The sequence below is a fragment of the Micromonospora sp. NPDC049139 genome (assembly GCF_055586845.1).
The window spans coordinates 83,386-108,602 of the sequence record NZ_JBVJHK010000021.1 but is presented as its reverse complement, the minus strand read 5'-3'; the positions used below and the strand labels follow the sequence as shown (position 1 = coordinate 108,602).

Sequence of the window (25,217 nt, the reverse complement as noted above, 5' to 3'; positions counted from 1 at the left end):
GGGGGTCAAGGGCCAGGCTAGGCCGGATCGGCCGCCGGGGGAAAGACCGGCCGCCGCGCCGGCGCCGGGACCGGGTCGCTAGGCTGACCGTACCCAGCCCGGCCGCCTTCCGCGCACAGGAGGAACCCAGCGTGTCCAGCAGCAGCCCCGATGAGCGCACCCTCGTACTGATCAAGCCCGACGCGGTCCGCCGCGGGCTGGTCGGCGAGGTGATCTCCCGCTTCGAGCGCAAGGGGTTGCGGATCGACGCGATGGTGTCCCGGACGATGGACGCCGCGCTGGCCGACGAGCACTACGCCGAGCACGTGGACAAGCCGTTCTACCCGCCGCTGAAGGACTTCATGACCGGCGGCCCGCTGGTGGCGCTGGTGCTCTCCGGCGACCAGGTCATCGACGTGGTGCGGGGGCTGGTCGGGTCGACCGACGGGCGCAAGGCGGCGGCCGGCACGATCCGCGGCGACCTCTCGCTGTCCAACCGCGAGAACCTGGTGCACGCCTCCGACTCGCCGGACAGCGCGAAGCGGGAGATCGCGCTCTGGTTCCCCGAGCTGGGCTGACGGCCGCCGACGCCGCGAGCAGCGGTCGTGCCGGATCCGGCACGACCGTCCGGTCGGGGCGTCCGCCGCAACGCGTCCAGGCCGTCGACCGGCACGACCGTCCGGTCAGGGCGTCCACGGCAGCTTGTTTGGGTTGCCGACCACGTAGAACCCGGTGATCCGGCCGCCGGCCGCGCCCAGGGTCAGCGCGTACCTGCCGCCGTCGGGGCGGATGATCAGGACGGCCGGCTGGCCGTTGAGTTCCAGCCGGCGCGCGGTGAAGTGTCGGCCCGGGCCGTACAGGCCGGCGAAGAAGCGGGCGACCCGGTCCGCGCCGGTGACGGGGTTGCGCGCCGCCTTGACCCGGCCGCCGCCGTCGGTCCAGGCGGTGGCGTCCCTCGCCCACCAGCCCGGTCAACGCGGCCAGGTCACCGTCGCGGGCGGCGGCGAGGAAGGCGTCCAACAGCCGTTCCTGCTCGGCCCGGCCGGCGGTGAACCGCCGCCGGTCCTGCCCGATCCGGGCCACCGCCCGGTGGTGCAGCTGCCGGCAGTCCGCCACCGACCGGTCCAGGATCTCCGCGATCTCGGCGTACGGCAGGTCGAAGGCGGTGTGCAGCACGTAGACCGCGCGCTCCGGCGGGGTGAGGCGTTCCAGCAGGTGCAGCAGGGCGGTGGAGAGCGAGTCGCGCAGCTCGACGGAGTCCAGCGGCCCGAACGGTGACGGCGCGGTCGGCACCGGCTCGGGCAGCCACGGCCCGACGTACGTCTCCCGGGCGGCCCGCCGGGCGCGCAGCCGGTCCAGCGCCAGGTGGGTGACCACCCGGGACAGGTAGCGGCGCGGCTCGGCGACCGCCGCCCGGTCCGCCCCCAGCCAGCGCAGGTACGCCTCCTGGAGCACGTCCTCCGCGTCGTGCCGGCTGCCGAGCAGGCGGTACGCCAGACCGAGCAGCATCGGCCGGTGCGCCTCGAGCGCACCGGCCGCCTGCGTCGCGTCGGTGACCGTCACACGTCCGTCGGGAGATCGGTCCGGCAGGTCACGGCGATGCGGTTCCACACGTTGATTGTCGCGATGGCCATCAGCAGGTCGACCAGCTCCTTCTCGGGCCACACCTTCGCCGCCGCGTCCCAGACCTCGTCGGGCACCCCGTGCTCGCCGAGGCGGGTCACCGCGTCGGTGAGCGCCAGCGCGGTCCGCTCCCGCTCGTCGAAGAAGGGCGCCTCCCGCCAGGTGGAGACCGCGAAGAGCCGCCGGCTCGACTCGCCCTCGGCGAGCGCGTCCCGGCTGTGCATGTCGACGCAGAACGCGCAACCGTTCAGCATCGACGCCCGGAGCTTCACCAGGTGGAGCACGGTGTGGTCGACGTTGGCCCGGACGTACTTCTCCAGCCCCAGCACGGCGTGGTACGCCTCCGGCGCCACCTCGGCCGCGTTGATCCGCTGCATGACAACCTCCCTGATCCGTGGTGGTGACACCGACACGACGACGCGACGGGGGCTCGGCGTGACGGTCCGGACTGTGACGCCGGTCATGCCGGCCGGGCCGCCCTGGACCGCCCCGCCCCGCCCTGGACCGCCCCGGACCACCGGAGTTCCGGCCCCGGTCACCCGGCACGCCGACGCCGGTCATCTCCGCCCGGTAGACCCACGGGGGCAGTCCCCGATCCGGGAGGAACGATGACCGAACTTGACCGACGTACGTTGCTGCGCGCCGGCCTGATCGCAGGTGCCGGTGTCGCGGGCGGCGCCCTGCTCGGCGCGCCCGCCGCGCCCGCCGCACCGGCCTGGCGGCCGACCGGCCGACCGGTGCTCACCCACGGCGTGCAGAGCGGTGACGTGACCGTGGAATCGGCGCTGGTCTGGACCCGCGCCGACCGTCCCGGCCGGATGCTGGTGGAGGTGAGCCGCCGGCCGGACTTCCGCGGCGCCCGGCGGGTACGCGGACCGGTGCTCGACCCGACCGGCGACCTCACCGGCAAGGTGCGGCTGCGCGGGTTGCCCGGTGGCGAGCGGCTGCACTACCGGGTCCGGGTGGAGAGCCTGGACCGGCCGGGGCTGGCCAGCGAACCGGTGACCGGCGCGCTGACCACCGCCCCCGACCGGCGCGATCGCCGGGACGTCCGGTTCGTCTGGACCGGTGACATCGCCGGGCAGGGCTGGGGTATCGCCCCGGACTTCGGCGGCATGTCGATCTTCCGGGCCATGCGGGCCACCCGGCCCGACTTCTTCCTGTGTAGCGGCGACACCGTCTACGCCGACGGCCCGCTCGCCGAGACGGTGACCCTGCCCGACGGGCGGGTCTGGCGCAACCTGGTCACCCCGGAGAAGAGCAAGGTCGCCGAGACGCTGGCCGAGTACCGGGGGCAGTTCGCGTACAACCTGCTCGACGAGCACCTGCGCGCGTTCGTGGCGGAGGTGCCGCAGATCAACCAGTGGGACGACCACGAGGTGACCAACAACTGGTACCCGGGGGAGATCCTGACCGACGCGCGGTACACCGAGCGCCGCGTCGACGTGCTCGCCGCCCGGGCCCGGCAGGCGTTCGACGAGTGGCTGCCGGCGCCGGTCGACGGGCCGCGGTACCGGCGGATGTCGTACGGGTCGCGGCTGGACGTCTTCGTGCTGGACATGCGGACCTGGAAGGATCCCAACGACGGCAACACCTACGCCGACCCGGCGCGTGGCCTGCTCGGCCGGGAACAGCGGGAGTGGTTGATCCGGGAACTGACCCGGTCCCGGGCCACCTGGAAGGTGATCGCCGCCGACCTGCCGATCGGGCTGGTGGTGCCGGACGGCGCCGCCGCCCAGGAGGGCGTCGCGCAGGGCGACCCGGGCGCGCCGGCCGGGCGGGAACTGGAGTTCGCGCAGGTGCTCGGCGCGGCGCACCGGGCCGGGGTGACCGGGATCGTCTTCCTCACCGCCGACGTGCACTACACCGCCGCGCACCACTACGACCCGGCCCGGGCGTCGGTCGCCGAGTTCACCCCGTTCTGGGAGTTCGTCTCGGGGCCGGCGCACGCCGGCGCGTTCGGCCCGAACGCCCTGGACGGCACGTTCGGCCCGAAGGCGGTCTTCGTCAACGCCCCGCCGCGGGCCAACACCTCCCCGGCCGAGGGCTTCCAGCATTTCGGCGAGGTCGCCGTCGACGGCGCGTCCGGCGCCTTCACCGTCCACCTGCGCGACCGCGACGGAGCCTCCCTCTGGACGACCACCCTGCCCGCCCCGACCCGCTGACCTCGCCGTCCGCCGGTCGACCATGAGGCGGTCGCCACCACCCGCCGGGGGGTACCGCGACAGCCTCATGGTCGACGCGGGCGGGATCAGCGGGTGTCGAGGAGCGGCCGCCGTTACTCGGCGGCGATCTCGGCGGGCGGTCGGGTAACCTTGACGGCCGTAAGGCGATGACCCGGCCATCACCGGCGAGCCTCCGGAAGAACAGCCGGGTGACCGGCCCAGTAGAACCGGACGGGTCCGGCCCGTCACAGCCGGCCAACGAGCGGGCGGTCGATCCTGACCGCCAAGCGGGGTGGTACCGCGGGCCACCCGGGGCGCCGGCACGGCGTACCGGATCGGCTCGTCCTCGCAGACCCACATGACCGTGAGCTGCGCGAGGAGAGCGACCCCCGATGGCCTATCCGTTGCACGACCCGACCGCCGCCGTCCCGGCGAGCCCGGACCTGCCCGCGGTCGAACGCCGGGTCCTGGAGCACTGGACGGCCGACAAGACCTTCGAGGCCAGCGTCGAGGCCCGTCCCGCCGGCACCGACGGGAAGAACGAGTACGTCTTCTACGACGGCCCGCCGTTCGCCAACGGCCTGCCGCACTACGGCCACCTCTTCACCGGCTACGTCAAGGACGTGGTGCCGCGCTACCAGACCATGCGCGGGCGCCGGGTGGAGCGGCGCTTCGGCTGGGACTGCCACGGCCTGCCCGCCGAGGTGGTCGCCGAGAAGCAGCTCGGCATCACCAGCAAGGCGGAGATCCTCGACCTGGGCGTGGCCCGGTTCAACGAGGCGTGCCGCACCTCGGTGCTGGAGTTCACCCAGGACTGGGAGCGCTACGTCACGCGGCAGGCCCGCTGGGTCGACTTCGCCAACGACTACAAGACCCTCGACCTGGACTACATGGAAAGCGTCATGTGGGCCTTCAAGACCCTGCACGACAAGGGTCTGGTCTACGAGGGCTTCCGGGTGCTGGCGTACTGCTGGCGCTGCGAGACGCCGCTGTCGAACACCGAGACCCGGATGGACGACGTCTACCGGGACCGGCACGACCCGACGTTGTCGGTGTGGTTCGAGTTGACCCCCGACGAGAGCGCGCCGGAGCTGGTGCGCGGGCCGGTGCGGCTCGGCGTCTGGACCACCACGCCGTGGACCCTGCCGTCCAACCTTGCGCTCGCCGTCGGCCCCGACATCGAGTACGCGGTGCTGGAGCGCGACGGCGCGCGGTACGTCGTCGGGGCGGCCCGGCTGGCCGCGTACGCCAAGGAGCTGGAGGGGTACGAGCAGGTCGGCGCCGTCTCCGGCCGCGATCTCGTCGGCCGCCGCTACACCCCGCTGTTCGACTTCCTCGTCGAGCAGGCGGGCCCGAACGCCTACCAGGTGCTCGGCGCGGAGTTCGTCACGACCGAGGACGGCACCGGGATCGTGCACCTGGCCCCGGCCTTCGGCGAGGACGACCAGAACACCTGCAACGCCGCCGGCATCCCGACCATCGTCACGGTGGACGACCACACCCGGTTCACCGCGCTGGTCCCGCCGTACCAGGGCGAGCAGGTCTTCGACGTCAACAAGCCGGTGATCCGGGAGCTGAAGGAGCGGGGGGTGGTGCTCAAGCAGGACACCTACACCCACTCCTACCCGCACTGCTGGCGCTGCGACACCCCGCTGGTCTACAAGGCGGTGTCGTCGTGGTTCGTCGCGGTGACCCAGTTCAAGGACCGGATGGTCGAGCTGAACCAGCAGATCAACTGGACCCCGGGGCACATCAAGGACGGCTCGTTCGGCAAGTGGCTGGCCAACGCCCGCGACTGGTCGATCAGCCGGAACCGGTTCTGGGGCTCGCCGATCCCGGTGTGGAAGTCCGACGACCCGAACTACCCGCGGCTGGACGTCTACGGCTCGCTGGAGGAGATCGAGCGGGACTTCGGCGTACGCCTCACCGACCTGCACCGGCCGGCGGTGGACGAGCTGGTCCGCCCCAACCCGGACGACCCGACGGGGAAGTCCGTGATGCGCCGGGTGCCGGAGGTGCTGGACTGCTGGTTCGAGTCCGGCTCGATGCCGTTCGCCCAGGTGCACTACCCGTTCGAGAACCGCGACTGGTTCGAGCACCACTACCCGGGCGACTTCATCGTCGAGTACATCGGGCAGACCCGCGGCTGGTTCTACACGATGCACGTGCTGGCCACCGCGCTGTTCGACCGGCCGGCGTTCCGCAACTGCCTCAGCCACGGCATCCTGCTCGGCTCCGACGGGCGCAAGATGTCCAAGAGCCTGCGCAACTACCCGGACGTCTACCACGTGTTCGACTCGTACGGCTCGGACGCGATGCGCTGGATGCTGATGTCCTCGCCGGTGCTGCGCGGCGGTGACATGGCGGTCACCGAGTCGGGCATCCGGGACGCAGTCCGGCAGGTGCTGCTGCCGCTGTGGAACGTCTGGTACTTCTTCTCGCTCTACGCCAACGCCGACGGCTACACGGCCAAGCGGCGGGTGGACTCCACCCACCTGCTCGACCGGTACGTGCTGGCGAAGACGAACGAGCTGGTGTCGACCGTCGGTGCGCAGCTGGACGCGTACGACATCTCCGGCGCCTGCGCCACCGTGCGGTCCTACCTGGACGCGCTGACCAACTGGTACGTCCGGCGCTCCCGGGACCGGTTCTGGTCGGGTGACGCGGACGCGTTCGACACGCTCTGGACGGTGCTGGAGACGCTGTGCCGGGTGGTGGCGCCGCTGGCTCCGCTGACCGCGGAGGAGATCTGGCGCGGGCTGACCGGCGAGCGGTCGGTGCACCTGGCCGACTGGCCGGACGCGGCGCAGTTCCCGGCCGACCACGAGCTGGTCGCCGCGATGGACGCCACCCGGGCGGTCGCCTCGGCGGCGCTGTCGCTGCGCAAGGCCAAGGGGCTGCGGGTGCGGCTGCCGCTGTCGAAGCTGACCGTCGCCTCCCCGGCGGCGGAGCAGCTGCGGCCCTTCGCCGACCTGGTCGCCGACGAGGTCAACGTGAAGGCGGTGGAGTTCACCGGCGAGGTGTCCGCGTACTGCCAGCAGGTGCTGACGGTGGTGCCGCGCGCGCTCGGCCCCCGGGTCGGCAAGCAGGTCCAGCAGGTCATCAAGGCGGTCAAGGCGGGCGAGTGGGAGCTGGTCGACGGAGCCCCGGTGGCCGCCGGCGTCACCCTCGCCGAGGGCGAGTACGAGCTGCGCCTGGTCGCCGCCGACGCCGAGCACTCCGCGCCGCTGCCCGGCGGCGAGGGCGTGGTCGTGCTGGACACGGAGGTCACCCCCGAGCTGGCCGCCGAGGGGCTGGCGCGGGACGTCGTCCGGGTGGTGCAGCAGGCCCGGCGGGACGCCGACCTGGACGTCTCCGACCGGATCGCGCTGCTGCTGTCGGCCTCCGAGGAGGTGCGCGCGGCGGTGGCCGGGTACACGGACTTCGTCGCCCGGGAGGTGCTGGCCGACTCCGTCGACTTCGCCGACGGGGTGGCGGGCTTCACGGGCGAGGTCGGCGAGGGCGACCGGGTGACGGTCGCCGTCCGGCGGGTATGAGGCATTGAGACGGTGGCGGTCCGGCGTGCTCCGCCGGGCCGCCACCACCGGCCCCGCCCGCGCCCGACAGGCCCGCTCACCAGCCGGCCGGCACCGCCACCCCCGCGGGACCACGTGGACCCGTCCGCTACCGTGACACCGCCTGCCCGCACACGATCCGCCGGAGGACCAGTGCCCCTGCTCTACACCATCGGCAAGCTCACCGTGGCGCCCGCGCTCCGGTTGGCCTTCCGTCCGACCGTGGAGGGGTTGGAGCACATCCCGGAGACCGGTGGTGCGATCTTCGCGGGCAACCACCTCTCCGTCGCCGACGAGCTCTTCCTCGGCACGGTCGTGCCCCGACACCTGGCGTTCTGGGCCAAGTCGGAGTACTTCAAGGGCACCGGCCCGAAGGGCGCCTTCTCCAAGTTCGTGCTCACCGGCCTGGGGGCCATCCCGGTCGAGCGGGCCGGCGGCCGGGCGGCGCTGGCCGCGTTCGACGCCGCCATCCCGGTGCTCAAGGCCGGCGACCTGGTCGCCGTCTATCCCGAGGGGACCCGCTCGCCGGACGGCCGGCTCTACCGGGGGCGCACCGGCGCGGCCCGGCTGGCGGTGGCGGCCGGCGTGCCGGTCATCCCGGTCGGCATGATCGGTACCGACAAGGCCCAGCCCATCGGCACCCGGGTGCCCCGCCCCGGCCGCGCCAAGATCACGGTACGGTTCGGCAAGCCGCTGGACTTCACCGGCCGGCCGGACGACCGCACGTCGCTGCGGGAGATCACCGACGAGATCATGACCGAGATCCAGAAGCTCACCGGCCAGGAGTACGTGCCCCGCTACGCCCCGCCCCGCGCTCAGCCGCCGCCCGCCGGCTGAGCTGTCACGGTGCGGCGTCGCCGCGCCGCTTCTCCTGGCGGACGACGTCGTCCACGTCGCCGAGCTGGGCGACGGCGCGGGCCATCCGCCAGCTCAGCCCTGCTTGGCGGTAACGATCTGGTCCCGCAGGGTGCCGAGCAGGGCGGCGCTGTCGTCGACGGAGAGCCGGGTGAAGACCGCGGTGGCGATGCTGCCGTGGTCGACGGAGGTGCAGACCACCACGTCGTCGCCGTCGACGCGGCCCACCGCGCAGCGCTCGTGCCGGCCGCGTACGCCGGTGTCGACCTCCTGCGCCTCGCCGAGGGAGTACTGCTCGGTGAGCCGGGTGATCTCGTCCTGCGCGTCCGACTCGGGGGTGAACCGGAAACCGGTGCCGCCGAAGACCGTCACCCGCTTGCCGCCGGGCGTGCCGTAGACGCCGGCGAAGGTGTCCTCGGCCAGCCAGTGCGCCTTGCGTACCTCCGCCTCCAGTTGCCTGGCGGTCTCCTTGCTGCGGCTGTCGTCGCGCAGCCGCAGGTCGGCCACCTCGGCGGGCAGGGCGGCGCTGGCCGGGTACTGCGTGACCATCGGCGTCCCGTAGTAGGCCGGGCAGCCGCAGCAGCAGGCCAGGGTGAGCAACAGCACCCACGGCCAGCGGCGACGCTTGCGGACGGCGACCGGGACGTACCCCTTGGGGGCCTGGAAGCCGGGCGGCGGCCCGGCCGGCGGCGTCTTCGTCCGCCGCTGCCTCGGCGGCGCGGGCGGCGGGGGCGGGGCAGGCGCCGGCCGCACCGGGACGGGTGCCCGGGAGACCGGCGGCGGGGCCGGATACACGACCGGCGGCGGCGACACCGGGTAGGCGACCGGCGGTGGGGCGGGACGCGGCGCGGGGGATCGGACGGGCGGTGCCGGCGGCACGGGGTGTGACCGGGCCGGCGGCGCGGCCGGGTACGGCATTGTCGGTGGCAGCGGCGGCAGCTCGGCCGCCGGCAGGTCCCACCCGCCGGTGTCCGCGCCGGCCCACGGGTCCACCGGGGTGCGGTGCTCGGGCGGCTCCGCCGGGCTCGGCGGCACCGGCGTGGGCTCGGCCGACTCGCCCCAGGCCCGCTTGCGCGGCGGCGGGGGAGGGACGGGCGCGGAGCCGCTCCACCGGGGTGCGGGCGGCGCGGGCGGCTGCTCGTCGGCGGGGAGCATGCGGGTGCCCTGCGGCCCGGCCGCCGGGCGGTCGGTCGGCGGTTCGTCGGCGGGGAGCATGCGGGTGCCCTGCGGCCCGGCCGCCGGGCGGTCCGTCGCGGGCCGGTCGGCGGGGAGCGGGCGGGTGCCCTCCGGACCGGCGGCGGCGGTGCCCTCCGCTCCGGCGGCGTCGGACCCCTCCGGACCGCTGCCGAGGGCGCCGTCCGGGGCGGCGGCGGTGCCCCGGGGAGCGTCAGCGTCCGGCGGAGCGATGGCGGCGTCCGGCGGGGCGGTCACGTCGGCGCCGGCGCCCTCGGCGCCCTCGGCGCGGTCGGTCGCGGCCGCCTCCGTCCCCTCGACGGGCAGCTCACGGGTGCCCTCCGGGCCCGTGGGGCCGGCGGGGGCGGCGGCTGCGGGGGAGGACGTGTGCTCCTCGGTGACCGCCGGATCCCGGCCCTGGTCCGGGCCCGGGATGCTCCCGTCGGCCGGCCGGTCCGGTCCCGGCTGCGGCATCGCGGCAATCTCCTCTCGCGCCGGTCCGAGGTTAGTACCGACGCGCCAGCGCGGCGATCCCGGCCACCGCCCGGGGACAGGGCCGGCCGGACGTCCGGTCGGGGAACCGCGGCGACCGGCCGGCGCCGTGGCGTCCGCGCGGTCGCCGCCGACGGGGCGCGTACCCTTGGGCATCATGAGCGTCCCGTCCACCACGCCGCGTCCCGTCGCGGCCAATTCCGTCTGGCCCCGGCTGGAGCCGCTGCTGCCCCAGGTGACCAAGCCCATCCAGTACGTCGGTGGCGAGCTGGGTGCGGTGGTCAAGGACTGGGACACCGCGACCGTGCGCTGGGCGCTGATGTATCCCGACGCCTACGAGGTCGGCCTGCCCAACCAGGGCGTGCAGATCCTCTACGAGGTGCTCAACGAGCTGCCCGACGTGCTCGCCGAGCGGACGTACGCGGTCTGGCCGGACCTGGAGAAGCTGATGCGCGCCCACGGCGTGCCGCAGTTCACGGTCGACGCGCACCGCTCGGTGCGCGACTTCGACGTGTTCGGCATCTCCTTCTCCACCGAGCTGGGCTACACCAACCTGCTCACCGCGATCGACCTGGCCGGCATCCCCATGCTCGCCGCCGACCGCACCGACGCCGACCCGGTGATCGTGGCCGGCGGTCACGCCGCGTTCAACCCGGAACCCATCGCCGACTTCGTCGACGCCGCCGTGCTCGGCGACGGCGAGGAGGCCGTCCTGGAGATCACCGCGATCGTCCGGGAGTGGAAGGCGGAGGGCTCCCCGGGCGGGCGCGACGAACTGCTGCTGCGCCTGGCCCGCACCGAGAGCGTCTACGTGCCGCGCTTCTACGACGTGGACTACCTGCCCGACGGCCGGATCCAGCGGGTCGTGCCGAACCGGGCGGACGTGCCGTTCCGGGTGCACAAGCGCACGACCATGGACCTGGACGCCTGGCCGTACCCGAAGAAGCCCCTGGTGCCGCTCGCCGAGACGGTGCACGAGCGGTACGCGGTGGAGATCTTCCGGGGCTGCACCCGGGGCTGCCGGTTCTGCCAGGCCGGCATGATCACCCGGCCGGTGCGCGAGCGCTCCATCACCACGGTGGGGCAGATGGTGCAGCAGGGGCTGGAGTTCTCCGGCTTCCACGAGGTGGGCCTGCTGTCGCTGTCGTCCGCCGACCACTCCGAGATCGGCGACATGTGCTCGGGCCTCGCCCAGCAGTACGAGGGCACCAACGTCTCGCTCTCGCTGCCGTCGACCAGGGTCGACGCGTTCAACATCGACCTCGCGCAGGAGCTGTCCCGCAACGGGCGGCGCACCGGCCTGACCTTCGCGCCGGAGGGCGGGTCGGAGCGGATCCGCAAGGTCATCAACAAGATGGTGTCGAAGGAAGACCTGATCCGTACCGTCGTCACCGCGTACACGAACGGCTGGCGGCAGGTGAAGCTCTACTTCATGTGCGGCCTGCCCACGGAGACCGACGAGGACGTCCTCGAGATCGCGGACATGGCGCACGAGGTGATCAGGGCGGGTCGGGCGGCCACCGGGTCCAAGGACATCCGCTGCACCGTCTCCATCGGCGGTTTCGTGCCGAAGCCGCACACCCCGTTCCAGTGGGCGTCCATGGCCCGGCCGGAGGTCATCGACGGCCGGCTCAAGCTGCTCAAGCAGGCGATCAACTCGGACCGCTCGCTGGGCCGGGCGATCGGCTTCCGCTACCACGACGGCGAGCCCTCGTTGATCGAGGGCCTGCTCAGCCGGGGCGACCGCCGGGTCGGCGCGGTGATCCGCAAGGTCTGGGAGAACGGCGGCCGGTTCGACGGCTGGAGCGAGCACTTCTCCTACCAGCGCTGGGTGGAGGCCGCCGCCGAGGTGCTGCCGCAGTTCGGGGTCGACCTCGACTGGTACACCACCCGCGAACGCGACGAGTTGGAGGTCCTGCCCTGGGACCACCTGGACTCGGGCCTGGACAAGGACTGGCTCTGGCAGGACTGGCAGGATTCGCTCAGCGAGTACGAGCAGGACGACTGCCGGTGGACCCCGTGTTTCGACTGCGGCGTCTGCCCCGCCATGGACACCGAGATCCAGATCGGCCCGACCGGGAAGAAACTTCTCCCGCTCACCCCGATCAACGGCCTGAAGCTCCCCACCGGCGCCCAGCAGTAGCCCGCCGCACGGCGGGTGGCGCCCGCGCGCCGCCCGCCGCGCACCGGGTCGATCATGCGGCTGTCGTCAGCGGCACGCGCGTTGTCGCGCGGGTGCCTTCACGATCAGCCGGTCTCTGACACCGAGGAGCACGACGATCAGTAGGAAACCACAGCCAGAGGGCGGCCAGGCCCCGGTCGTCCAGCGCGTCCGGATCCGGTACGCCAAGCGCGGTCCGCTGCGCTTCACGTCGCACCGGGACTTCGCCCGGGCGTTCGAGCGCGCGCTGCGCCGGGCCGGCGTGCCGATCGCCTTCTCCCAGGGCTTCACCCCGCACCCCAAGATCTCGTACGCCAGCGCCGCCCCCACCGGCGTCGCGAGCGAGGCGGAATACCTGGAGATCGGCCTCCGCGAGCCGGTCGACCCGCAGGAGCTGCGCGCCGCGCTGGACGCCGCGCTCTCGCCGGGGCTCGACGTGCTCGACGCCGTCGTGGCCGGCGGCGGGAGTCTTGCCGACCGGATCGAGGCGTCGCACTGGCGGATCGAGCTGCCCGAGGTCGACCCCGCCGTCCTGGAACGGGCGGTTTCCGCCTTCACGGCCGCCGACGAGGTGCTCGTCGAGCGGATGACCAAACAGGGCCGGCGCACCTTCGACGCCCGATCAGCAGTGATTCACATCGATGTCGCGGCGTCGACGGAGACGCCTTCCGGGGTCCCGGCCGTACCGTGTGCGATACTCGAACTGGTCGTGCGGCAGGTCACCCCCGCCGTGCGGCCCGATGACGTCCTTTCCGGCCTCCGCGTGGTGGCCGACCTGGAGCCGCCGGTCTCCCCGAGGGTGATCCGGCTGGCACAGGGCACGCTGACCGCGCAGGGCGCGATCGCGGATCCGTTGGACGCGGACCGCGACGGGGCAACCATCGGTGAACGCTGACCGACGGTCGGCGTTCAGGCAGGCAGACTTCGGCGGTCGCGCACCCTGCGCGCCCGGCGGAAACACTTTTGCGGCAACCCTGCGTGGCAGCGCTCACCCGCGCCCGGGGCAGCCAGAACTGGAGAACGTCCATGCTCGAGAACGAGCCCGAGGGCGGCGAACGGACCGGTTCACAGCCGGCCGACGAGACCGCTAACAACGGCACCACCGAGAACGCCACCGGCGCGAGCAGCGCCACCGAGGCGGGGAGCACCGCCGGGGCGGAGAACGCCGCCGTCGGCATGGCGGACGCCGGAGCCACCGAGGCGGGACAGGCCCCGGTCGCGCCCGCCCGACGCCGTACCACCCGGCGGCGCGCCGCGCCCCTGAACCAGCCCGAGCAGACCGACGCGCCGGTGCAGGCGTCGACCGAGGCCGTGCCGGGCAGCGCCGAGGCGCCCCAGGCCGAGGTGCTCGCCCCGGTCACCGGCGACCTCGAGGCCGCCCCGAAGGCGACGCGCCGCCGCCGCAAGGCCACCACCGCCAAGGCCGCCGGGGAGTCCGCGGCGCCGGCCGAGGAGCCCACGGCGCAGGCCGCCGGGGAGCCGTCGGCCGCGGTGGAGGAGGCCCCCGCCGAGGCGGAGAAGCCGGTCAAGGCCACCCGTGCCCGGCGGAAGAAGGCCGCCCCCGCGGCGGCCGAGCCGGCCGCGGAGACCCCGGCCGGCACCGCCGAGCCGGCCGCCGGTGACGAGGCCGCCCAGGCCGGGCCCGGCGAGGCCGAGCAGCCCGGCCGGGCCGAGCCGCAGGCCGGCACCGAGTTCGGCGCCGCCGCCCCGCCCGCTGCGGAGACCCGCGCCGGCGAGGTACCGCCGGGCGCCGCGCCCGCAGCGGAACCGGCCGCCCAGGAGGAGCCCGCCGCGGAGCCGGAGCCGCGCACCCGCCGCCGGCGGGCCGCGCTCTCCGCGCCCACCGTGCTCTTCATGGCCCCGCAGCCGGAGGAGATCCCGCTGGCCCGGGTCGTCACGCCCGCCCCGGCCGCCGTGGAGCCCGCCGCCGAGGAGGAGCCGGCCGAGCCGGCCCGCCGCCGCCGGCGTGGCCGCCGCGACGTCGAGGTGGCCGAGGCCGTCGAGGCCGAGGAGGAGCCGACCGAGGAGGCCGAGGAGGCCGCCGAGGACGAGGAAGAGGACGAGGACGACACCGCCGCCCGCCGTCGTCGCCGCCGGGGCCGCCGGGGCCGCGGCCGGGGCAAGGGCGGCGCGGAGGACATCGAGGACGAGGAGGCCGAGGAGGCCACGCAGGCCGAGGCGGAAGAGGCCGAAGGCGAGGAGGACGAGGAGGCCGAGGGCGGCGACGCGCTGACCCGCCGTCGCCGGCGGCGCCGTCGCCGGGGTGCCGGCGACGTCGAGGCCGGTGCCGACGACGGCGTGCCGACCGTCGTCAAGATCCGCGAGCCGCGCAAGACCGTCGACGAGGTGCAGGGCGTCTCCGGCTCGACCCGCCTGGAGGCCAAGCGCCAGCGCCGCCGCGACGGCCGCGAGCAGCGCCGGACCCGGCCGCCGATCCTCAGCGAGTCGGAGTTCCTGGCCCGCCGGGAGGCCGTCGACCGGGTGATGGCGGTACGCCAGCGCGGCGACCGGACCCAGATCGCCGTCCTCGAGGACGGGGTGCTGGTCGAGCACTACGTCACCCGCAACTCCTCCGGCACCATGGCCGGCAACGTCTACCTCGGCAAGGTGCAGAACGTCCTGCCCAGCATGGAGGCGGCCTTCGTCGACGTCGGGCGCGGCCGCAACGCCGTGCTGTACGCCGGCGAGGTGAACTGGGACACCACCGGCCTGGAGGGTCGGGCCCGCTCGATCGAGCAGGCGCTCCGGTCCGGCGACTCGGTGCTCGTGCAGGTCACCAAGGACCCGATCGGCCACAAGGGCGCCCGGCTGACCAGCCACATCGCGCTCTCCGGCCGGCACCTGGTCTACGTGCCCAACGGCAACGCCTCCGGCATCAGCCGGAAGCTGCCCGACACCGAGCGCAAGCGGCTGCGGGACGTGCTGAAGAAGCTGGTGCCGGACGGCGCGGGCGTGATCGTCCGGACCGCCGCCGAGGGCGCCAGCGAGGACGAGCTGGCCCGCGACGTCAAGCGGTTGCAGGCGCAGTGGGAGGACATCCAGGCGAAGGCGGCCGAGGGCGGCGCCCCGGTGCTGCTCTACGAGGAGCCGGACCTGGTCATCCGGGTCGTCCGGGACCTGTTCAACGAGGACTTCCGCGAGCTGGTGATCGAGGGCGAGCAGTCGTACGACGTGGTCGAGTCGTACCTGTCGCACGTCTCGCCCGACCTGGTCCCCCGGCTGCGCCGGCACGTCGGCACCACCGACGTCTTCGCCGAGTACCGGATCGACGAGCAGATCATCAAGGGGCTGGACCGCAAGGTCTTCCTCCCCTCGGGCGGTTCGCTGGTGATCGACCGGACCGAGGCGATGACGGTCATCGACGTCAACACCGGCAAGTACACCGGCTCCGGGGGCAACCTGGAGGAGACGGTCACCCGGAACAACCTCGAGGCCGCCGAGGAGATCGTCCGCCAGCTCCGGCTGCGCGACATCGGCGGCATCGTGGTGATCGACTTCATCGACATGGTGCTGGAGTCGAACCGCGAGCTGGTGCTGCGCCGGCTGACCGAGTGCCTGGGGCGGGACCGCACCAAGCACCAGGTCACCGAGATCACCTCGCTCGGCCTCGTGCAGATGACCCGCAAGCGGATCGGTGCGGGCCTGCTGGAGGCGTTCAGCGAGACCTGCGAGTGCTGCAAGGGCCGGGGCCTGATCATCCACACCGAGCCGGTGCCGGAGAAGCCGCGCTCCGGCGGCGGCGCGGGGGAGAAGGTCAAGGCGGTCGCCTCGGCCGTCGCCGCCCCGGCGGCCGAGCAGGGCGGCGGCGCGTCCCGGAAGCGGGCCCGCAAGAGCGCGCCGGCCGAGCGGACCGTGGCCGAGGTCACCGAGCCCGACACCGCGACCAGCCCGGACGCCGACTACCACGACACCATGGGCTACGACCTGTCCCGCTACGAGGCGGACACCCCCGCCGCGCCTGTGGTCGCCGACAGCCAGACGGGCGAGTCCGCCCGGCTGGCCGCCCCGGACGACCCGGACGCGCTGGCCGACACCGACGGCGACGAGCCGGAGGGCGGCTCCGGCCGGCGCCGGTCCCGGCGCAGCGGCGCGCGGCGGCGCACCCGGCCGTGACCGGCTGACCAGCCCGGCGTTTGGCAGGGCCCCTTCCCCGGCAATGTCCCGGGGAGGGGGCCTTGTCGTATGGTCGATCCCCGGCCACGATCGGCCAACCCGGTCAGGAGAAGAACGATGCGCCGTCTGCTCGCCGTCACCACGGTCACCGCTGTCCTGCTCACCGGCGCCGGGTGCGCGGCCGAGCGGCCGGAGCCGGCCGCCTCGGGCGCCGCGTCGAGCGGGCCCACCGGCGGTCCGGGCGGCGGGGCGACGGGCTCCGGGCCGGTTGGCGGGCCGGGGGCCGGCAGCGGGGCGGCGGGCGGCAACGCCCCCGAGGTGTGCGCCGCCGCACAGGCGGCCGGGGACACCGCCGTGCGGACGTACGTCGAGGAGCTCGGCAAGATGGTCGCGGCGGTCGGGGCGAACGACGGCACCGCCGCCGAAACCGCCCGCAAGCGCATCTCCGCGGCGCTGACCGACTGGCGGGCCGCCCTGCGGCGGGAGTCGGGCCGGGCCGAGGACGCCCAGCTCAAGACGCTGCTCGCGGACATGGCGGCCGAGGTCGGCACGCTGGGCACCGACGTCGACGCGATCGACGAGACCGAGCTGGACCGGCTCCGGCAGCGGCTCGACCAGCTCTGCGCCCGCTGACCTGCGGGGCCGGTTTGGGCGTCGGCCCTCCCATGGCGTACGCTTGCCTGCGGCGCACTTTGGTGTGCCGAGTCCCCGCGCGCCCGCGCCGCCGTGCCTCTGCTACCCGGCGAGCCGCCGTGGGAACACCCGCCAGCAGCCTCAACGACAGGGAGTCCGCCTCCGATGTACGCGATCGTCAAGACCGGCGGCAAGCAGTACAAGGTCGCCGAGGGCGACGTGATCGAGGTCGAGAAGCTCGCCGGTGCCCCCGGCGACGCGGTGAAGCTCACCGCGGTGCTCCTCGTCGACGGTGACGACCTGGTGACCGACGCGGCGAAGCTTGCCGAGGTCGCGGTGTCCGGCGAGATCGCCGCGCACACCAAGGGCCCGAAGATCCGGATCCACAAGTTCAAGAACAAGACCGGCTACCACAAGCGCCAGGGTCACCGTCAGCCGCTGACCCAGGTCAAGGTGACCGGCATCTCCAGCGGGAAGTAGGTCGTCCTCAGATGGCTCACAAAAAGGGTGCGTCCAGCTCGCGTAACGGCCGTGACTCCGCGGCCCAGCGGCTCGGCGTGAAGCGCTTCGGTGGTCAGGTCGTCAGCGCGGGTGAGATCCTCATCCGTCAGCGTGGCACCAAGTTCCACCCCGGTGACCTGGTCGGCCGTGGCGGAGACGACACGCTCTTCGCGCTGGCCGCCGGTTCGGTCCAGTTCGGCACCAAGCGCGGTCGCAAGACCGTCAGCATCGTGCCGCAGCAGTAGTTTCTCCGGCGCAGCGGGCCGCGGACCTCGTGTCCCGGCCCGCTGCGCCTTTTCTCGTGCGGGGCGTCGACCTCGCTGGAAGGATTGACGCCCGTGGCGACGTTCGTTGACCGGGTCGTCCTGCACCTGCAGGCCGGCGATGGCGGGCACGGTTGTGTCTCGATCCACCGGGAGAAGTTCAAGCCCTTCGGGGGCCCCGACGGCGGCAACGGCGGGCACGGCGGCAGCGTGTCCCTCGTGGTCGACCCGCAGGTGACGACGCTGCTCGACTTCCACTTCCGCCCGCACGTCAAGGCCGAGAACGGCAAGGGCGGCGCCGGGTCGAACCGGGACGGCGCGAACGGCCACAACCTCGTGCTGAAGGTGCCGAACGGCACCGTCGTGCACGCCCTCGACGGCACCGTGCTGGCCGACATGGTCGGCGCCGGCACGACCTTCGAGGTCGCCCGGGGCGGGCGCGGCGGCCGGGGCAACGCGTCGCTGGCCAACGCCCGGCGCAAGGCCCCCGGCTTCGCCGAGCTGGGCGAGCCCGGCGAGCAGCTCGACGTGGTGCTGGAGCTCAAGAGCGTCGCCGACGTCGGCCTGGTCGGCTTCCCGTCGGCCGGCAAGTCGTCGCTGATCTCGGTGATCTCCGCCGCCAAGCCGAAGATCGCCGACTACCCGTTCACCACCCTGGTGCCCAACCTGGGCGTGGTCCGGGTGGACAACCACACCTTCACGGTCGCCGACGTGCCGGGCCTGATCCCGGGGGCGGCCACCGGCAAGGGCCTCGGCCTGGAGTTCCTCCGACACATCGAGCGCTGCTCGGTGCTGGTGCACGTCATCGACACCGCCACCCTGGAGCCCGGCCGGGACCCGGTGGCCGACATCGACACCATCGAGGCCGAGCTGACCGAGTACGGCGGCCTTGCCGACCGGCCCCGGCTGGTGGCGCTGAACAAGGTCGACGTGCCGGACGGCCGGGACCTGGCCGAGATCGTCCGCCCCGACCTGGAGGAGCGCGGCTTCCGGGTGTTCGAGGTCTCGGCGGCCACCCGGGAGGGGCTGAAGGAGCTGACGTACGCCATGGCGGAGCTGGTGGAGCAGGCGCGCAGCGCCGCGCCGCCGGCCGAGCCGACCCGGATCGTGATCCGGCCGAGGGCGGTCGACGACGCCGGCTTCACGATCGAGGCCGCGCCGGACGGCGGCTGGCTCGTGCGCGGCGTCCGTCCCGAGCGGTGGGTGCGGCAGACGAACTTCGACAACGACGAGGCGGTGGGCTACCTGGCCGACCGGCTGGCGCGCCTGGGTGTCGAGGAGAAGCTCGGGAAGGCCGGCGCGGAGCCGGGCGACCTCGTCCGGATCGGCGACCGCGAGTTCGACTGGCAGCCGACCCTCTACGCCGGCGCCGACTTCGTCCCGGGCAACCGGGGCACGGACGTCCGGCTGGAGGAGAAGTCGACCCGCGCCTCCGCGGCGGAGCGGCTGGCGGCCCGCAAGGCCCGCCGGCAGCGCCCGGCCGACGAGGTCGAGGCCGGCCCGTCGGACGAGGTCGGCCCGTACGACGGGGTCGGGGAGGGCGACGCCGAATAGCTCGTCGCGCTCCGTGAGCGGGTCGACTGCCGGAAACCTGCCCGAAATCCGCGCCGCCTAGCGTGGCCTGATGCTGATCGAGTCCCGCCCCGCCACGGATCCGGAGATCGACGCCCTGGTCACCGCCCAGCAGCGCGAGCTGCGCGAGGCGGACGGCGGGTTGGACGGCCAGGCGACCGTGACCCACGACGACATCCGCTACCTCGTGGTGGTGGCCGACGGGCGGGCGATCGCCTGCGGCGGGATCCAGGCGCTCGACGACGGCACCGGCGAGCTGAAGCGGATGTACGTCCGTCCGGCGTACCGGGGGCGGGGCATCGCCCGGCAGTTGCTGGCCGCGCTGGAGGAGTTGGCCTTCCGGCAGGGGCACGCGGTGGTCTGCCTGGAGACCGGCACGTATCTGCCGGCCGCGATCGGGCTCTACACCTCCTGTGGGTACGAGCCGATCCCGGTGTACGGCGAGTACGTGAGCAACCCGTACAGCGTCTGCTTCGCCAAGCGGCTGCGCGTGCCGGCCTGACGGCGCCCGCGCCCGGCGCCGGCCGGCCGGTCAGTCGCCGGTGTGCGAGTGCGCGGCCGTGACCGGCTTCGACTCCGGCGACGCGTGCTGACGCAGGAAGACGCTCAGCACGATCAGCATCCCGACCGCGAGGAACTCGCTCTGCCAGTTCTGCATCGACTGGTACCAGAACTCGCTGGTGCCGAGGAACTCCCGGACGCCGATCGGTGGCGCGCCGGCCAGCAGCGCCTGCTCCTCGTTGTAGCTGGCCGTGCCGCCGACCAGGTGGCCGAGGAACGAGCCGGCGAAGATCAGCAGCAGCGCGATCGAGAGACTGTTCCGGTAGAGCACCAGCGGCAGGCCGGTGACGCGCACCGGCCAGGGTGAGTCGGGGGTGGCGCGTCGCTCGTCGTCCTCGGGGCGGTCGGTCTGCCCGGCGGGCTTCGACTCGGCCGAGCCCCGCTGCACCAGGTACGCGGTGAGCAGGACGTAGCCGCCCATCTGGAGGAACTCCGACTCCCAGTTCTCGAAGACGGCCTCGGCGAAGTGCCCGCTGCGCAGGTACGCCGGCCAGGCCACGGGCATCGCGCCGAGATCGGTCAACTCCTCGTTGCGGGCGTGCCAGCCGAACACGATCTGCAACGCGAGGAAGACGAGGAAGGCCCCGAACATCGAGATCGTCAGCGCGTGGTCCCGTAGCCGGCGGAGCACGACGACCTCCTTGTCGCGATCCCGGGCCGCTGCGGTCAGGGGCGGTCGAAGGGCCTGTCCGGGCGGGTGCCGGTGCCGACCTGGTTGGACAGCAGCAGCCCCAGGGCGAGCATGCCGAAGCCGAGGGCCAGGTGCAGATAGTTGTCGGCGTCGTTGACCGGGATGAAGTTCAACGCGGTCTCCCGGTCGATCGCGAAGCCGTACAGCCACAGGCCGAGGTAGAGCGCGCCGCCGCCGGCGAGGAAGATCCGGGCCCCGGCGACGGTGCGGGCCAGCACCAGCCCGGCCAGTCCGAAGCCCAGGTGCAGCGCGTTGTGCAGGATCGACACCTGGAACAGGCCGAGCAGTCGGGCCTCGGAGTGGTGACCGGCGAACGTCATGTCGCCGTAGTCGGTGGTGACGCCGGGGATGAACCCGAGCACCCCGACCAGGGCGAAGATCCCGGCCGCGGCCACCGCGGCGAACTGCACCCCGGGCTTCCGTCCCGGCGGGGCGCCGCGAGCGTTCCGTGCCATCGATGTCACCTCCGTGGACCCGCGGAACGCCCTGCCCGCGGCGCGGGTCGCGGCTACCGGCCGTCACTGTCCGTGATGGCATCGGCATCCGGCCCGACGATCCTCCATTTTGTAGTCCGCACCCGACGGGCCGCAGGAGAAGTCACGAACGAGGTATGGAAGCGGCGACGGAGGGTAGGTCAGAGGAGGCGGCGGCAGCAACGGCCGGTCGCATCCCCCCAGCACAACCGCGACGACTTTCCGAGCGGAAGGGACATCATGACTTACGATCTGTCACCCACGACTTCCACGTACGGGCAGGAGTCGACGAACGGCGGCGTCCGCGAGCAGGCCCGCCAGGTCGGGTCGGAGGCGAAGCAGGCCGGCGGCGCCGTCGCCGGGACGGCCAAGGAGCAGGGCAGGGAGGTCGTCGGCGAGGCGACCCGCCAGGCGCGCAACCTCTACGGCGAGGCCCGCAGCCAGGTGGCCAGCCAGGCCGGTGAGCAGCAGCGGCGCGCCGCTGGTGGGCTCCGCTCGCTGGCCGACGAGATGCGCTCGATGGCCGAGCAGGGCGGTCAGGCCGGGCCGGTGAGCGAGATCGCCCGCCAGGCCGCCGACCGGGTGCACGGCGTGGCCGGCTGGCTGGAGCAGCGGGAGCCCGGCGACATCATCGCCGAGGTGCGTGACTACGCCCGCCGCAACCCGGGCACCTTCCTCGTCGGCGCCGCCGTGCTGGGCGTGCTCGCCGGCCGGCTGACCAGGAACATCTCCGCCGCCGGCGACGACAACGGCCGCTCCCTGTACGGCTCGGGTGCCGGCTACGACCCGGACCGGACGGCGGTCATCCCGCCGACGCCGGCCCAGCGTGCGGTGCCGGACGCCGTGCCGCCGGGCGGCTACCTGGACCCGACCCCGGGCGGGTACGCCGATCCGCAGACCACCACCGGCTACGCCGACCCGGCGGGTGGCGTCGGTCAGCCGCTGCCGCCGGTGACCCGGACCGACCCGCTGCCGGGCGTGCCGTCGAGCGGGACCACCCGTCCGTGAGCCCACGAGTCATCCGAAGGGAGGCGGCGGCATGAGCATGCCGACGCAGGGGTCGGGGCTGAACTCCGGTCACCACCCCCACGACGCGGACGAGGTCCGGGGCAGCTCGTTCGGTGAGCTGATGCGTCAGGTCACCACCGACCTGTCCACCCTGATGCGGCAGGAGGTCGAACTCGCCAAGGCCGAGATCCGCCAGGAGGGCAAGAAGGCGGGCAAGGCCGCCGGCTTCTTCGGCGGCGCCGGCTTCGGCGGTTACATGGTGGCCCTGTTCCTGTCGCTGGCCCTCTGGGCCGGGCTGTCCAACGTGATGGACGCCGGCTGGGCGGCGCTGATCGTGGCCGTCGTCTGGGGCGCGATCGCCGCGGTCCTCTACTCCATGGCCAAGAGGAACGCCGAGCGGATTCGCGGCCTCAAGCAGACCAACGAGAGCGTGCAGCGGATTCCCGACGCGCTCAAGCCCCACCCGCAGGAGGTCACCCGATGAGCACCGACCCGGACCAGATCCGCCGGGAGATCGAAGCCACCCGGAGCAACCTGAGCTCCGACGTGGACGCGCTGGCGTACAAGGTCAGCCCCGCCCGCATCGTCGACGACCGCAAGCAGCGGGCCCGCAACGCACTGCAGAATGTGAGGGACAAGGTGATGGGAACCGCTTCCGACCTGGGTCACAGCACCAAGCACGGCGCCCACTCGGTGGGCGACCGCGCCTCGTCGGCGGCGTCCGCCGTCAGCGACCGGGCGCACTCGGCCGCCTCGACGGTCGGCGGCCGGGCGCACTCGGCCGCCTCGACGGTCAGCGACGCCGCGCACCGGGCCCCGCACGCGATCCGGCAGAAGTCCGAGGGCAACCCGCTGGCCGCCGGCCTGATCGCCTTCGGCGTCGGCTGGCTCGCCTCCTCGCTGATCCCGGCCACCCGTCGTGAGCAGCAGGTGGCGACGCAGGTCAAGGAGAAGGCCGGCGAGCACGCCGGGGTGGTGAAGGAGAAGCTGGGCGAGGTCGCCAGCGAGCTGAAGGAGGAACTGCGTGAGCCGGCGCAGCACGCCACCGAGTCGGTGAAGTCCACCGCGCAGGAGGCCGTGCACGCCGTCAGGGACGACACCCGCTCCGCCGCGCAGGACGTGAAGGACCAGGCGCAGCAGTCGCGCGAACAGGTGCGGTACTGACCGACCCCGGCCACCGCACGCCGCAGCTCGCGGCCACTCCCGGGCGCGTTCCGGAGAGTGGCCGCGAGCTGTCGTGTGCGCCCCGCCCCCGCGCCGCCCTGCCGCCCGCCGCGATCTTGCAGTTTGTGCCAACCTTCTGCGGCTTGTGACCGGATTATCCGGGCAGGAGGTGCAAGATCGCGTGGGCGTAAGCGTGGGCGTGGGGCGGGAGAGGCGTGGGGCGGGTCAGCGGAGGCGGCGGCGGAGGGTGCGGTCGAAGTGGGCGGCGCGCCGGACCCGGCCGCCGGCGTAGCGGACCCCGCCGAAGAGGAGCCGCCGGCCGAGGGCGAGCCAGCTGCACGCGCCGCGTTCCAGCACCCAGAGCGGGGCCGCCAGGGCGGCGGTCGGCGGGAAGACCGCGCTGCCGCCGGCCCGGCGTCGACCCGCCTCGGCCAGCACCACGGCGGTCCCGGCCGCCCCGAACAGCAGCCCCGGTCGCCGGGCCGCGACCGCCGCGGCCAGCGCCGGCAGGACCGCGAGCGCGGCCACCAGACGGGCCGGCTGGGCCAGGTCGTCGTACGCCTGGCGCACCCGCTGGCCCAGGAAGTGGGCGGTGTCGGGCGGCAGCCGGCGTACGTGCAGCCAGGCGGGTGCCGCCTCGGTGCCCCCGTACGCGCGCACGGTGCGGATCAGCTCCAGGTTCTCGAAGAGCACGTCCGGGTCGTAGCCGCCCATGGCGAGGAAGGTGCTCCGGCGCACCGCCAGGGTGCCGGGGTAGTCCGCGCCGAGCGCCCGGTTGAGCAGGGTCCGGCCGGTGTCCCACCACGCGTGCCAGGGCAGCGGGTCGAAGTAGTTCTGCGGCCGGACCAGGTCCACCCGGTCGAGCAGCCGGTGCACGGCGCGCAACCCCGTCTCGTCGTACCGGACGTCGTCGTCGGCGATCACCACGTGCTCGTGCCGGGCCGCGGCGACGCCGGTGAGCACGCCGGTCACCTTCCCGTTGACGCCTCGTACGGCGGGATCGGGTGGCAGGTGCCGGACCAGCCCCCGCCAGGCCACCCGGTGCCGGGCGAACAGCTCCGGCGGCGACCCGTCCACCACGGTCACGTCGACCCGCGAGCTGAGCCAGCGCAGGTAGCCGGTCAGCTCGGGCAGCCCGGCGTCGTCGGTCCAGCGCAGCGGCAGGACGTACGCGATCGGCAGCCCACGGTCGTCGGCGGCCCCGGCCGTCGGCGTCGGTGTGGCGCGGTGGTCACCGGCGGCCCCGGCCGTCGGCGTGGCGCGGTGGTCGTCGGTGGTCCCGGCCGCGCGGTGGTGGTCCGGGCCGGGCGCGTCGCCCGCCGGGCGGGCGGGGGCGGTCACGGCCGCTCCGGGCGGCGGTAGACCGACACGTGGTCGCGACTGTCGTCGGTGAACGGCCGCCCGGTCCAGTCCTCCCACCGGTGTTCCCGGCGCATCCCGGCCAGCTCGGCCATCAGGTCCAGCTCGGCCGGCCAGGCGTAGCGGTGGTTGGCCGGCAGCAACCGCACCCCGGCGTTGCTGAACCGGACCTTCGTCGTGGTCATCCGCTGCTCGGCCGGGTGCAGCAGGGCCGCCTCCAGCAGCACCGCGTCCTCGGCCACCCGCACCGGGCGCAGCGCGCCGCCGGCCCGGAAGGCCCCGGGATCGGGCACCCAGGCCTCGACCACGAACCGGCCGCCGGGGCGCAGGTGGGCGGCGGCGTTGCGGAAGCAGGCCACCTGGGCGGCCTGGTCCGGCAGCGCGAAGATCGTGTTGAACGCCAGCACCACCACGGCGAACTCGCCGGGCACCCGGGTCTGCGCGAAGTCGCCGACGGCCATCTCGACCGCGTCGCCGCCCGGCTTCGCCCGCAACCCCGCGACCATCTCGGGAGAGCCCTCGATGCCGGCGACGGTCAGCCCCCGGGCGACCAGCGGCAGCGCGAGCCGGCCGGTGCCGACGCCGAACTCGCACACGGGGCCGCCGTCCGCCAGCGCGGCCAGCCGCTCCACCGCGGCGTCCGGTGCGAGGTGGGCGTACGTCTCGTCGTAGACCTCGGCCACGTGCCGGCCGTACGCGCTGGCGTCGAAGGACAACGGTGTCTCCCGGTGACGGTGGGTGCCCGCAGCAGGTGCCCGCATATCGGCCGGTCAAACCGGTTCGCCGATTCCGTCGGGCGTCACGGGCGGTGCGCCGGTAGCGGGCGGCCCGTCCCCGGGCACCGGTTGCCGACCGACCGGACCGGCCGGGGGTGGTG

Annotated in this window: 21 protein-coding genes and 1 pseudogene; 15 read left to right on the top strand and 7 right to left on the bottom strand. The window is 73.9% G+C overall.

Annotated elements, in window-relative coordinates; all coding sequences use genetic code 11:
* Positions 1–131 precede the first annotated feature (131 nt).
* Positions 132–557, top strand: a complete 426-nt coding sequence (gene ndk, locus ACZ6Q9_RS28525; RefSeq protein WP_350684456.1) for a nucleoside-diphosphate kinase — start codon at positions 132–134, stop codon at positions 555–557.
* Between the two features lie 553 nt (positions 558–1,110).
* Here ndk and ACZ6Q9_RS28520 read toward each other — a convergent pair.
* Positions 1,111–1,488 (bottom strand): annotated as a pseudogene (locus ACZ6Q9_RS28520) (sigma factor); the annotation flags it as partial.
* 50 nt (positions 1,489–1,538) lie between these two features.
* Entirely contained in the window at positions 1,539–1,979 is a 441-nt protein-coding gene (locus ACZ6Q9_RS28515) for a carboxymuconolactone decarboxylase family protein (RefSeq protein WP_393460358.1), read from the bottom strand.
* Between the two features lie 231 nt (positions 1,980–2,210).
* Between ACZ6Q9_RS28515 and ACZ6Q9_RS28510 the strand changes: the two genes are divergently transcribed.
* The 3 genes from ACZ6Q9_RS28510 to ACZ6Q9_RS28500 all read left to right on the top strand — a co-directional run bounded on the left by ACZ6Q9_RS28510 (position 2,211) and on the right by ACZ6Q9_RS28500 (position 8,158).
* Complete coding sequence (locus tag ACZ6Q9_RS28510) at positions 2,211–3,767, top strand: alkaline phosphatase D family protein (RefSeq protein WP_396830368.1); 1,557 nt, start codon at positions 2,211–2,213, stop codon at positions 3,765–3,767.
* A 392-nt stretch (positions 3,768–4,159) separates the two neighbouring features.
* Positions 4,160–7,303, top strand: a complete 3,144-nt coding sequence (gene ileS, locus ACZ6Q9_RS28505; protein ID WP_396830366.1) for an isoleucine--tRNA ligase — start codon at positions 4,160–4,162, stop codon at positions 7,301–7,303.
* 171 nt (positions 7,304–7,474) lie between these two features.
* Complete coding sequence (locus ACZ6Q9_RS28500) at positions 7,475–8,158, top strand: lysophospholipid acyltransferase family protein (protein ID WP_393269267.1); 684 nt, start codon at positions 7,475–7,477, stop codon at positions 8,156–8,158.
* A 93-nt stretch (positions 8,159–8,251) separates the two neighbouring features.
* Here ACZ6Q9_RS28500 and ACZ6Q9_RS28495 read toward each other — a convergent pair whose 3' ends face one another.
* Positions 8,252–9,331, bottom strand: a complete 1,080-nt coding sequence (locus ACZ6Q9_RS28495; protein WP_466021445.1) for a hypothetical protein — start codon at positions 9,329–9,331, stop codon at positions 8,252–8,254.
* A gap of 667 nt (positions 9,332–9,998) precedes the next feature.
* Here ACZ6Q9_RS28495 and ACZ6Q9_RS28490 point away from each other — a divergent pair.
* The 8 genes from ACZ6Q9_RS28490 to ACZ6Q9_RS28455 all read left to right on the top strand — a co-directional run bounded on the left by ACZ6Q9_RS28490 (position 9,999) and on the right by ACZ6Q9_RS28455 (position 19,586).
* Complete coding sequence (locus ACZ6Q9_RS28490) at positions 9,999–11,984, top strand: TIGR03960 family B12-binding radical SAM protein (RefSeq protein ID WP_393269269.1); 1,986 nt, start codon at positions 9,999–10,001, stop codon at positions 11,982–11,984.
* Between the two features lie 193 nt (positions 11,985–12,177).
* Entirely contained in the window at positions 12,178–12,897 is a 720-nt protein-coding gene (locus ACZ6Q9_RS28485) for a TIGR03936 family radical SAM-associated protein (RefSeq protein ID WP_350710910.1), read from the top strand.
* 131 nt (positions 12,898–13,028) lie between these two features.
* On the top strand, positions 13,029–16,115 hold the full coding sequence (locus tag ACZ6Q9_RS28480; RefSeq protein ID WP_393460352.1) for an Rne/Rng family ribonuclease: 3,087 nt from the start codon (positions 13,029–13,031) through the stop codon (positions 16,113–16,115).
* Positions 16,116–16,232: 117 nt separating this feature from the next.
* A complete protein-coding gene (locus ACZ6Q9_RS28475; RefSeq protein ID WP_393269274.1) occupies positions 16,233–16,748 on the top strand; it encodes a hypothetical protein in 516 nt (171 codons plus the stop codon).
* Positions 16,749–16,913: 165 nt separating this feature from the next.
* Positions 16,914–17,228, top strand: coding sequence for a 50S ribosomal protein L21 (gene rplU / locus ACZ6Q9_RS28470; RefSeq protein WP_088982529.1), 315 nt, complete (start codon positions 16,914–16,916; stop codon positions 17,226–17,228).
* 11 nt (positions 17,229–17,239) lie between these two features.
* Positions 17,240–17,494, top strand: a complete 255-nt coding sequence (rpmA, locus tag ACZ6Q9_RS28465; RefSeq protein WP_013288010.1) for a 50S ribosomal protein L27 — start codon at positions 17,240–17,242, stop codon at positions 17,492–17,494.
* A 93-nt stretch (positions 17,495–17,587) separates the two neighbouring features.
* Complete coding sequence (gene obgE / locus ACZ6Q9_RS28460; protein ID WP_393460349.1) at positions 17,588–19,066, top strand: GTPase ObgE; 1,479 nt, start codon at positions 17,588–17,590, stop codon at positions 19,064–19,066.
* Between the two features lie 70 nt (positions 19,067–19,136).
* On the top strand, positions 19,137–19,586 hold the full coding sequence (locus ACZ6Q9_RS28455) for a GNAT family N-acetyltransferase (protein ID WP_350710860.1): 450 nt from the start codon (positions 19,137–19,139) through the stop codon (positions 19,584–19,586).
* A gap of 30 nt (positions 19,587–19,616) precedes the next feature.
* Here the strand turns inward: ACZ6Q9_RS28455 and ACZ6Q9_RS28450 are convergent, their stop codons facing one another.
* Together ACZ6Q9_RS28450 and ACZ6Q9_RS28445 are read right to left on the bottom strand one after the other, a co-directional pair.
* Positions 19,617–20,276, bottom strand: a complete 660-nt coding sequence (locus ACZ6Q9_RS28450) for a DUF6766 family protein (protein ID WP_396830364.1) — start codon at positions 20,274–20,276, stop codon at positions 19,617–19,619.
* A 35-nt stretch (positions 20,277–20,311) separates the two neighbouring features.
* A complete protein-coding gene (locus ACZ6Q9_RS28445; RefSeq protein WP_396830362.1) occupies positions 20,312–20,791 on the bottom strand; it encodes a DUF4383 domain-containing protein in 480 nt (159 codons plus the stop codon).
* 258 nt (positions 20,792–21,049) lie between these two features.
* On the opposite strand from ACZ6Q9_RS28445, the gene ACZ6Q9_RS28440 reads away from it, so the two are divergent.
* From ACZ6Q9_RS28440 to ACZ6Q9_RS28430, 3 genes are read left to right on the top strand one after another with little or no spacing between them, the layout of a single operon-like run.
* Positions 21,050–21,817, top strand: coding sequence for a hypothetical protein (locus ACZ6Q9_RS28440; protein ID WP_396830360.1), 768 nt, complete (start codon positions 21,050–21,052; stop codon positions 21,815–21,817).
* A gap of 31 nt (positions 21,818–21,848) precedes the next feature.
* The gene (locus tag ACZ6Q9_RS28435; RefSeq protein WP_393269285.1) at positions 21,849–22,301 is read left to right on the top strand and encodes a phage holin family protein; all 453 of its coding nucleotides are present in this window, start codon (positions 21,849–21,851) and stop codon (positions 22,299–22,301) included.
* Positions 22,298–22,981 (top strand): DUF3618 domain-containing protein, encoded by a 684-nt coding sequence (locus ACZ6Q9_RS28430; protein WP_396830359.1) that lies wholly within the window; start codon positions 22,298–22,300, stop codon positions 22,979–22,981. Before ACZ6Q9_RS28435 ends, ACZ6Q9_RS28430 begins: the two co-directional genes overlap by 4 nt.
* A gap of 225 nt (positions 22,982–23,206) precedes the next feature.
* Here ACZ6Q9_RS28430 and ACZ6Q9_RS28425 read toward each other — a convergent pair whose 3' ends face one another.
* Positions 23,207–24,322: a glycosyltransferase gene (locus ACZ6Q9_RS28425; protein WP_396830358.1), complete on the bottom strand. Its 1,116-nt coding sequence runs from the start codon at positions 24,320–24,322 to the stop codon at positions 23,207–23,209.
* Positions 24,319–25,056 (bottom strand): class I SAM-dependent DNA methyltransferase, encoded by a 738-nt coding sequence (locus ACZ6Q9_RS28420; protein ID WP_396830357.1) that lies wholly within the window; start codon positions 25,054–25,056, stop codon positions 24,319–24,321. The genes ACZ6Q9_RS28425 and ACZ6Q9_RS28420 overlap by 4 nt, the downstream gene beginning before the upstream one ends.
* Positions 25,057–25,217 lie beyond the last annotated feature (161 nt).

What these genes read in the sequence shown, in the direction of transcription:
- ACZ6Q9_RS28515 (WP_393460358.1), bottom strand. Translation starts at nt 1,979, where the DNA reads ATGCAGCGGATCAACGCGGCCGAGGTGGCGCCGGAGGCGTACCACGCC.
- ACZ6Q9_RS28510 (WP_396830368.1), top strand. Translation starts at nt 2,211, where the DNA reads ATGACCGAACTTGACCGACGTACGTTGCTGCGCGCCGGCCTGATCGCA.
- ileS (WP_396830366.1), top strand. Translation starts at nt 4,160, where the DNA reads ATGGCCTATCCGTTGCACGACCCGACCGCCGCCGTCCCGGCGAGCCCG.
- ACZ6Q9_RS28495 (WP_466021445.1), bottom strand. Translation starts at nt 9,331, where the DNA reads ATGCTCCCCGCCGACGAGCAGCCGCCCGCGCCGCCCGCACCCCGGTGG.
- ACZ6Q9_RS28490 (WP_393269269.1), top strand. Translation starts at nt 9,999, where the DNA reads ATGAGCGTCCCGTCCACCACGCCGCGTCCCGTCGCGGCCAATTCCGTC.
- ACZ6Q9_RS28480 (WP_393460352.1), top strand. Translation starts at nt 13,029, where the DNA reads ATGCTCGAGAACGAGCCCGAGGGCGGCGAACGGACCGGTTCACAGCCG.
- ACZ6Q9_RS28475 (WP_393269274.1), top strand. Translation starts at nt 16,233, where the DNA reads ATGCGCCGTCTGCTCGCCGTCACCACGGTCACCGCTGTCCTGCTCACC.
- rplU (WP_088982529.1), top strand. Translation starts at nt 16,914, where the DNA reads ATGTACGCGATCGTCAAGACCGGCGGCAAGCAGTACAAGGTCGCCGAG.
- rpmA (WP_013288010.1), top strand. Translation starts at nt 17,240, where the DNA reads ATGGCTCACAAAAAGGGTGCGTCCAGCTCGCGTAACGGCCGTGACTCC.
- ACZ6Q9_RS28455 (WP_350710860.1), top strand. Translation starts at nt 19,137, where the DNA reads ATGCTGATCGAGTCCCGCCCCGCCACGGATCCGGAGATCGACGCCCTG.
- ACZ6Q9_RS28445 (WP_396830362.1), bottom strand. Translation starts at nt 20,791, where the DNA reads ATGGCACGGAACGCTCGCGGCGCCCCGCCGGGACGGAAGCCCGGGGTG.
- ACZ6Q9_RS28440 (WP_396830360.1), top strand. Translation starts at nt 21,050, where the DNA reads ATGACTTACGATCTGTCACCCACGACTTCCACGTACGGGCAGGAGTCG.
- ACZ6Q9_RS28435 (WP_393269285.1), top strand. Translation starts at nt 21,849, where the DNA reads ATGAGCATGCCGACGCAGGGGTCGGGGCTGAACTCCGGTCACCACCCC.
- ACZ6Q9_RS28430 (WP_396830359.1), top strand. Translation starts at nt 22,298, where the DNA reads ATGAGCACCGACCCGGACCAGATCCGCCGGGAGATCGAAGCCACCCGG.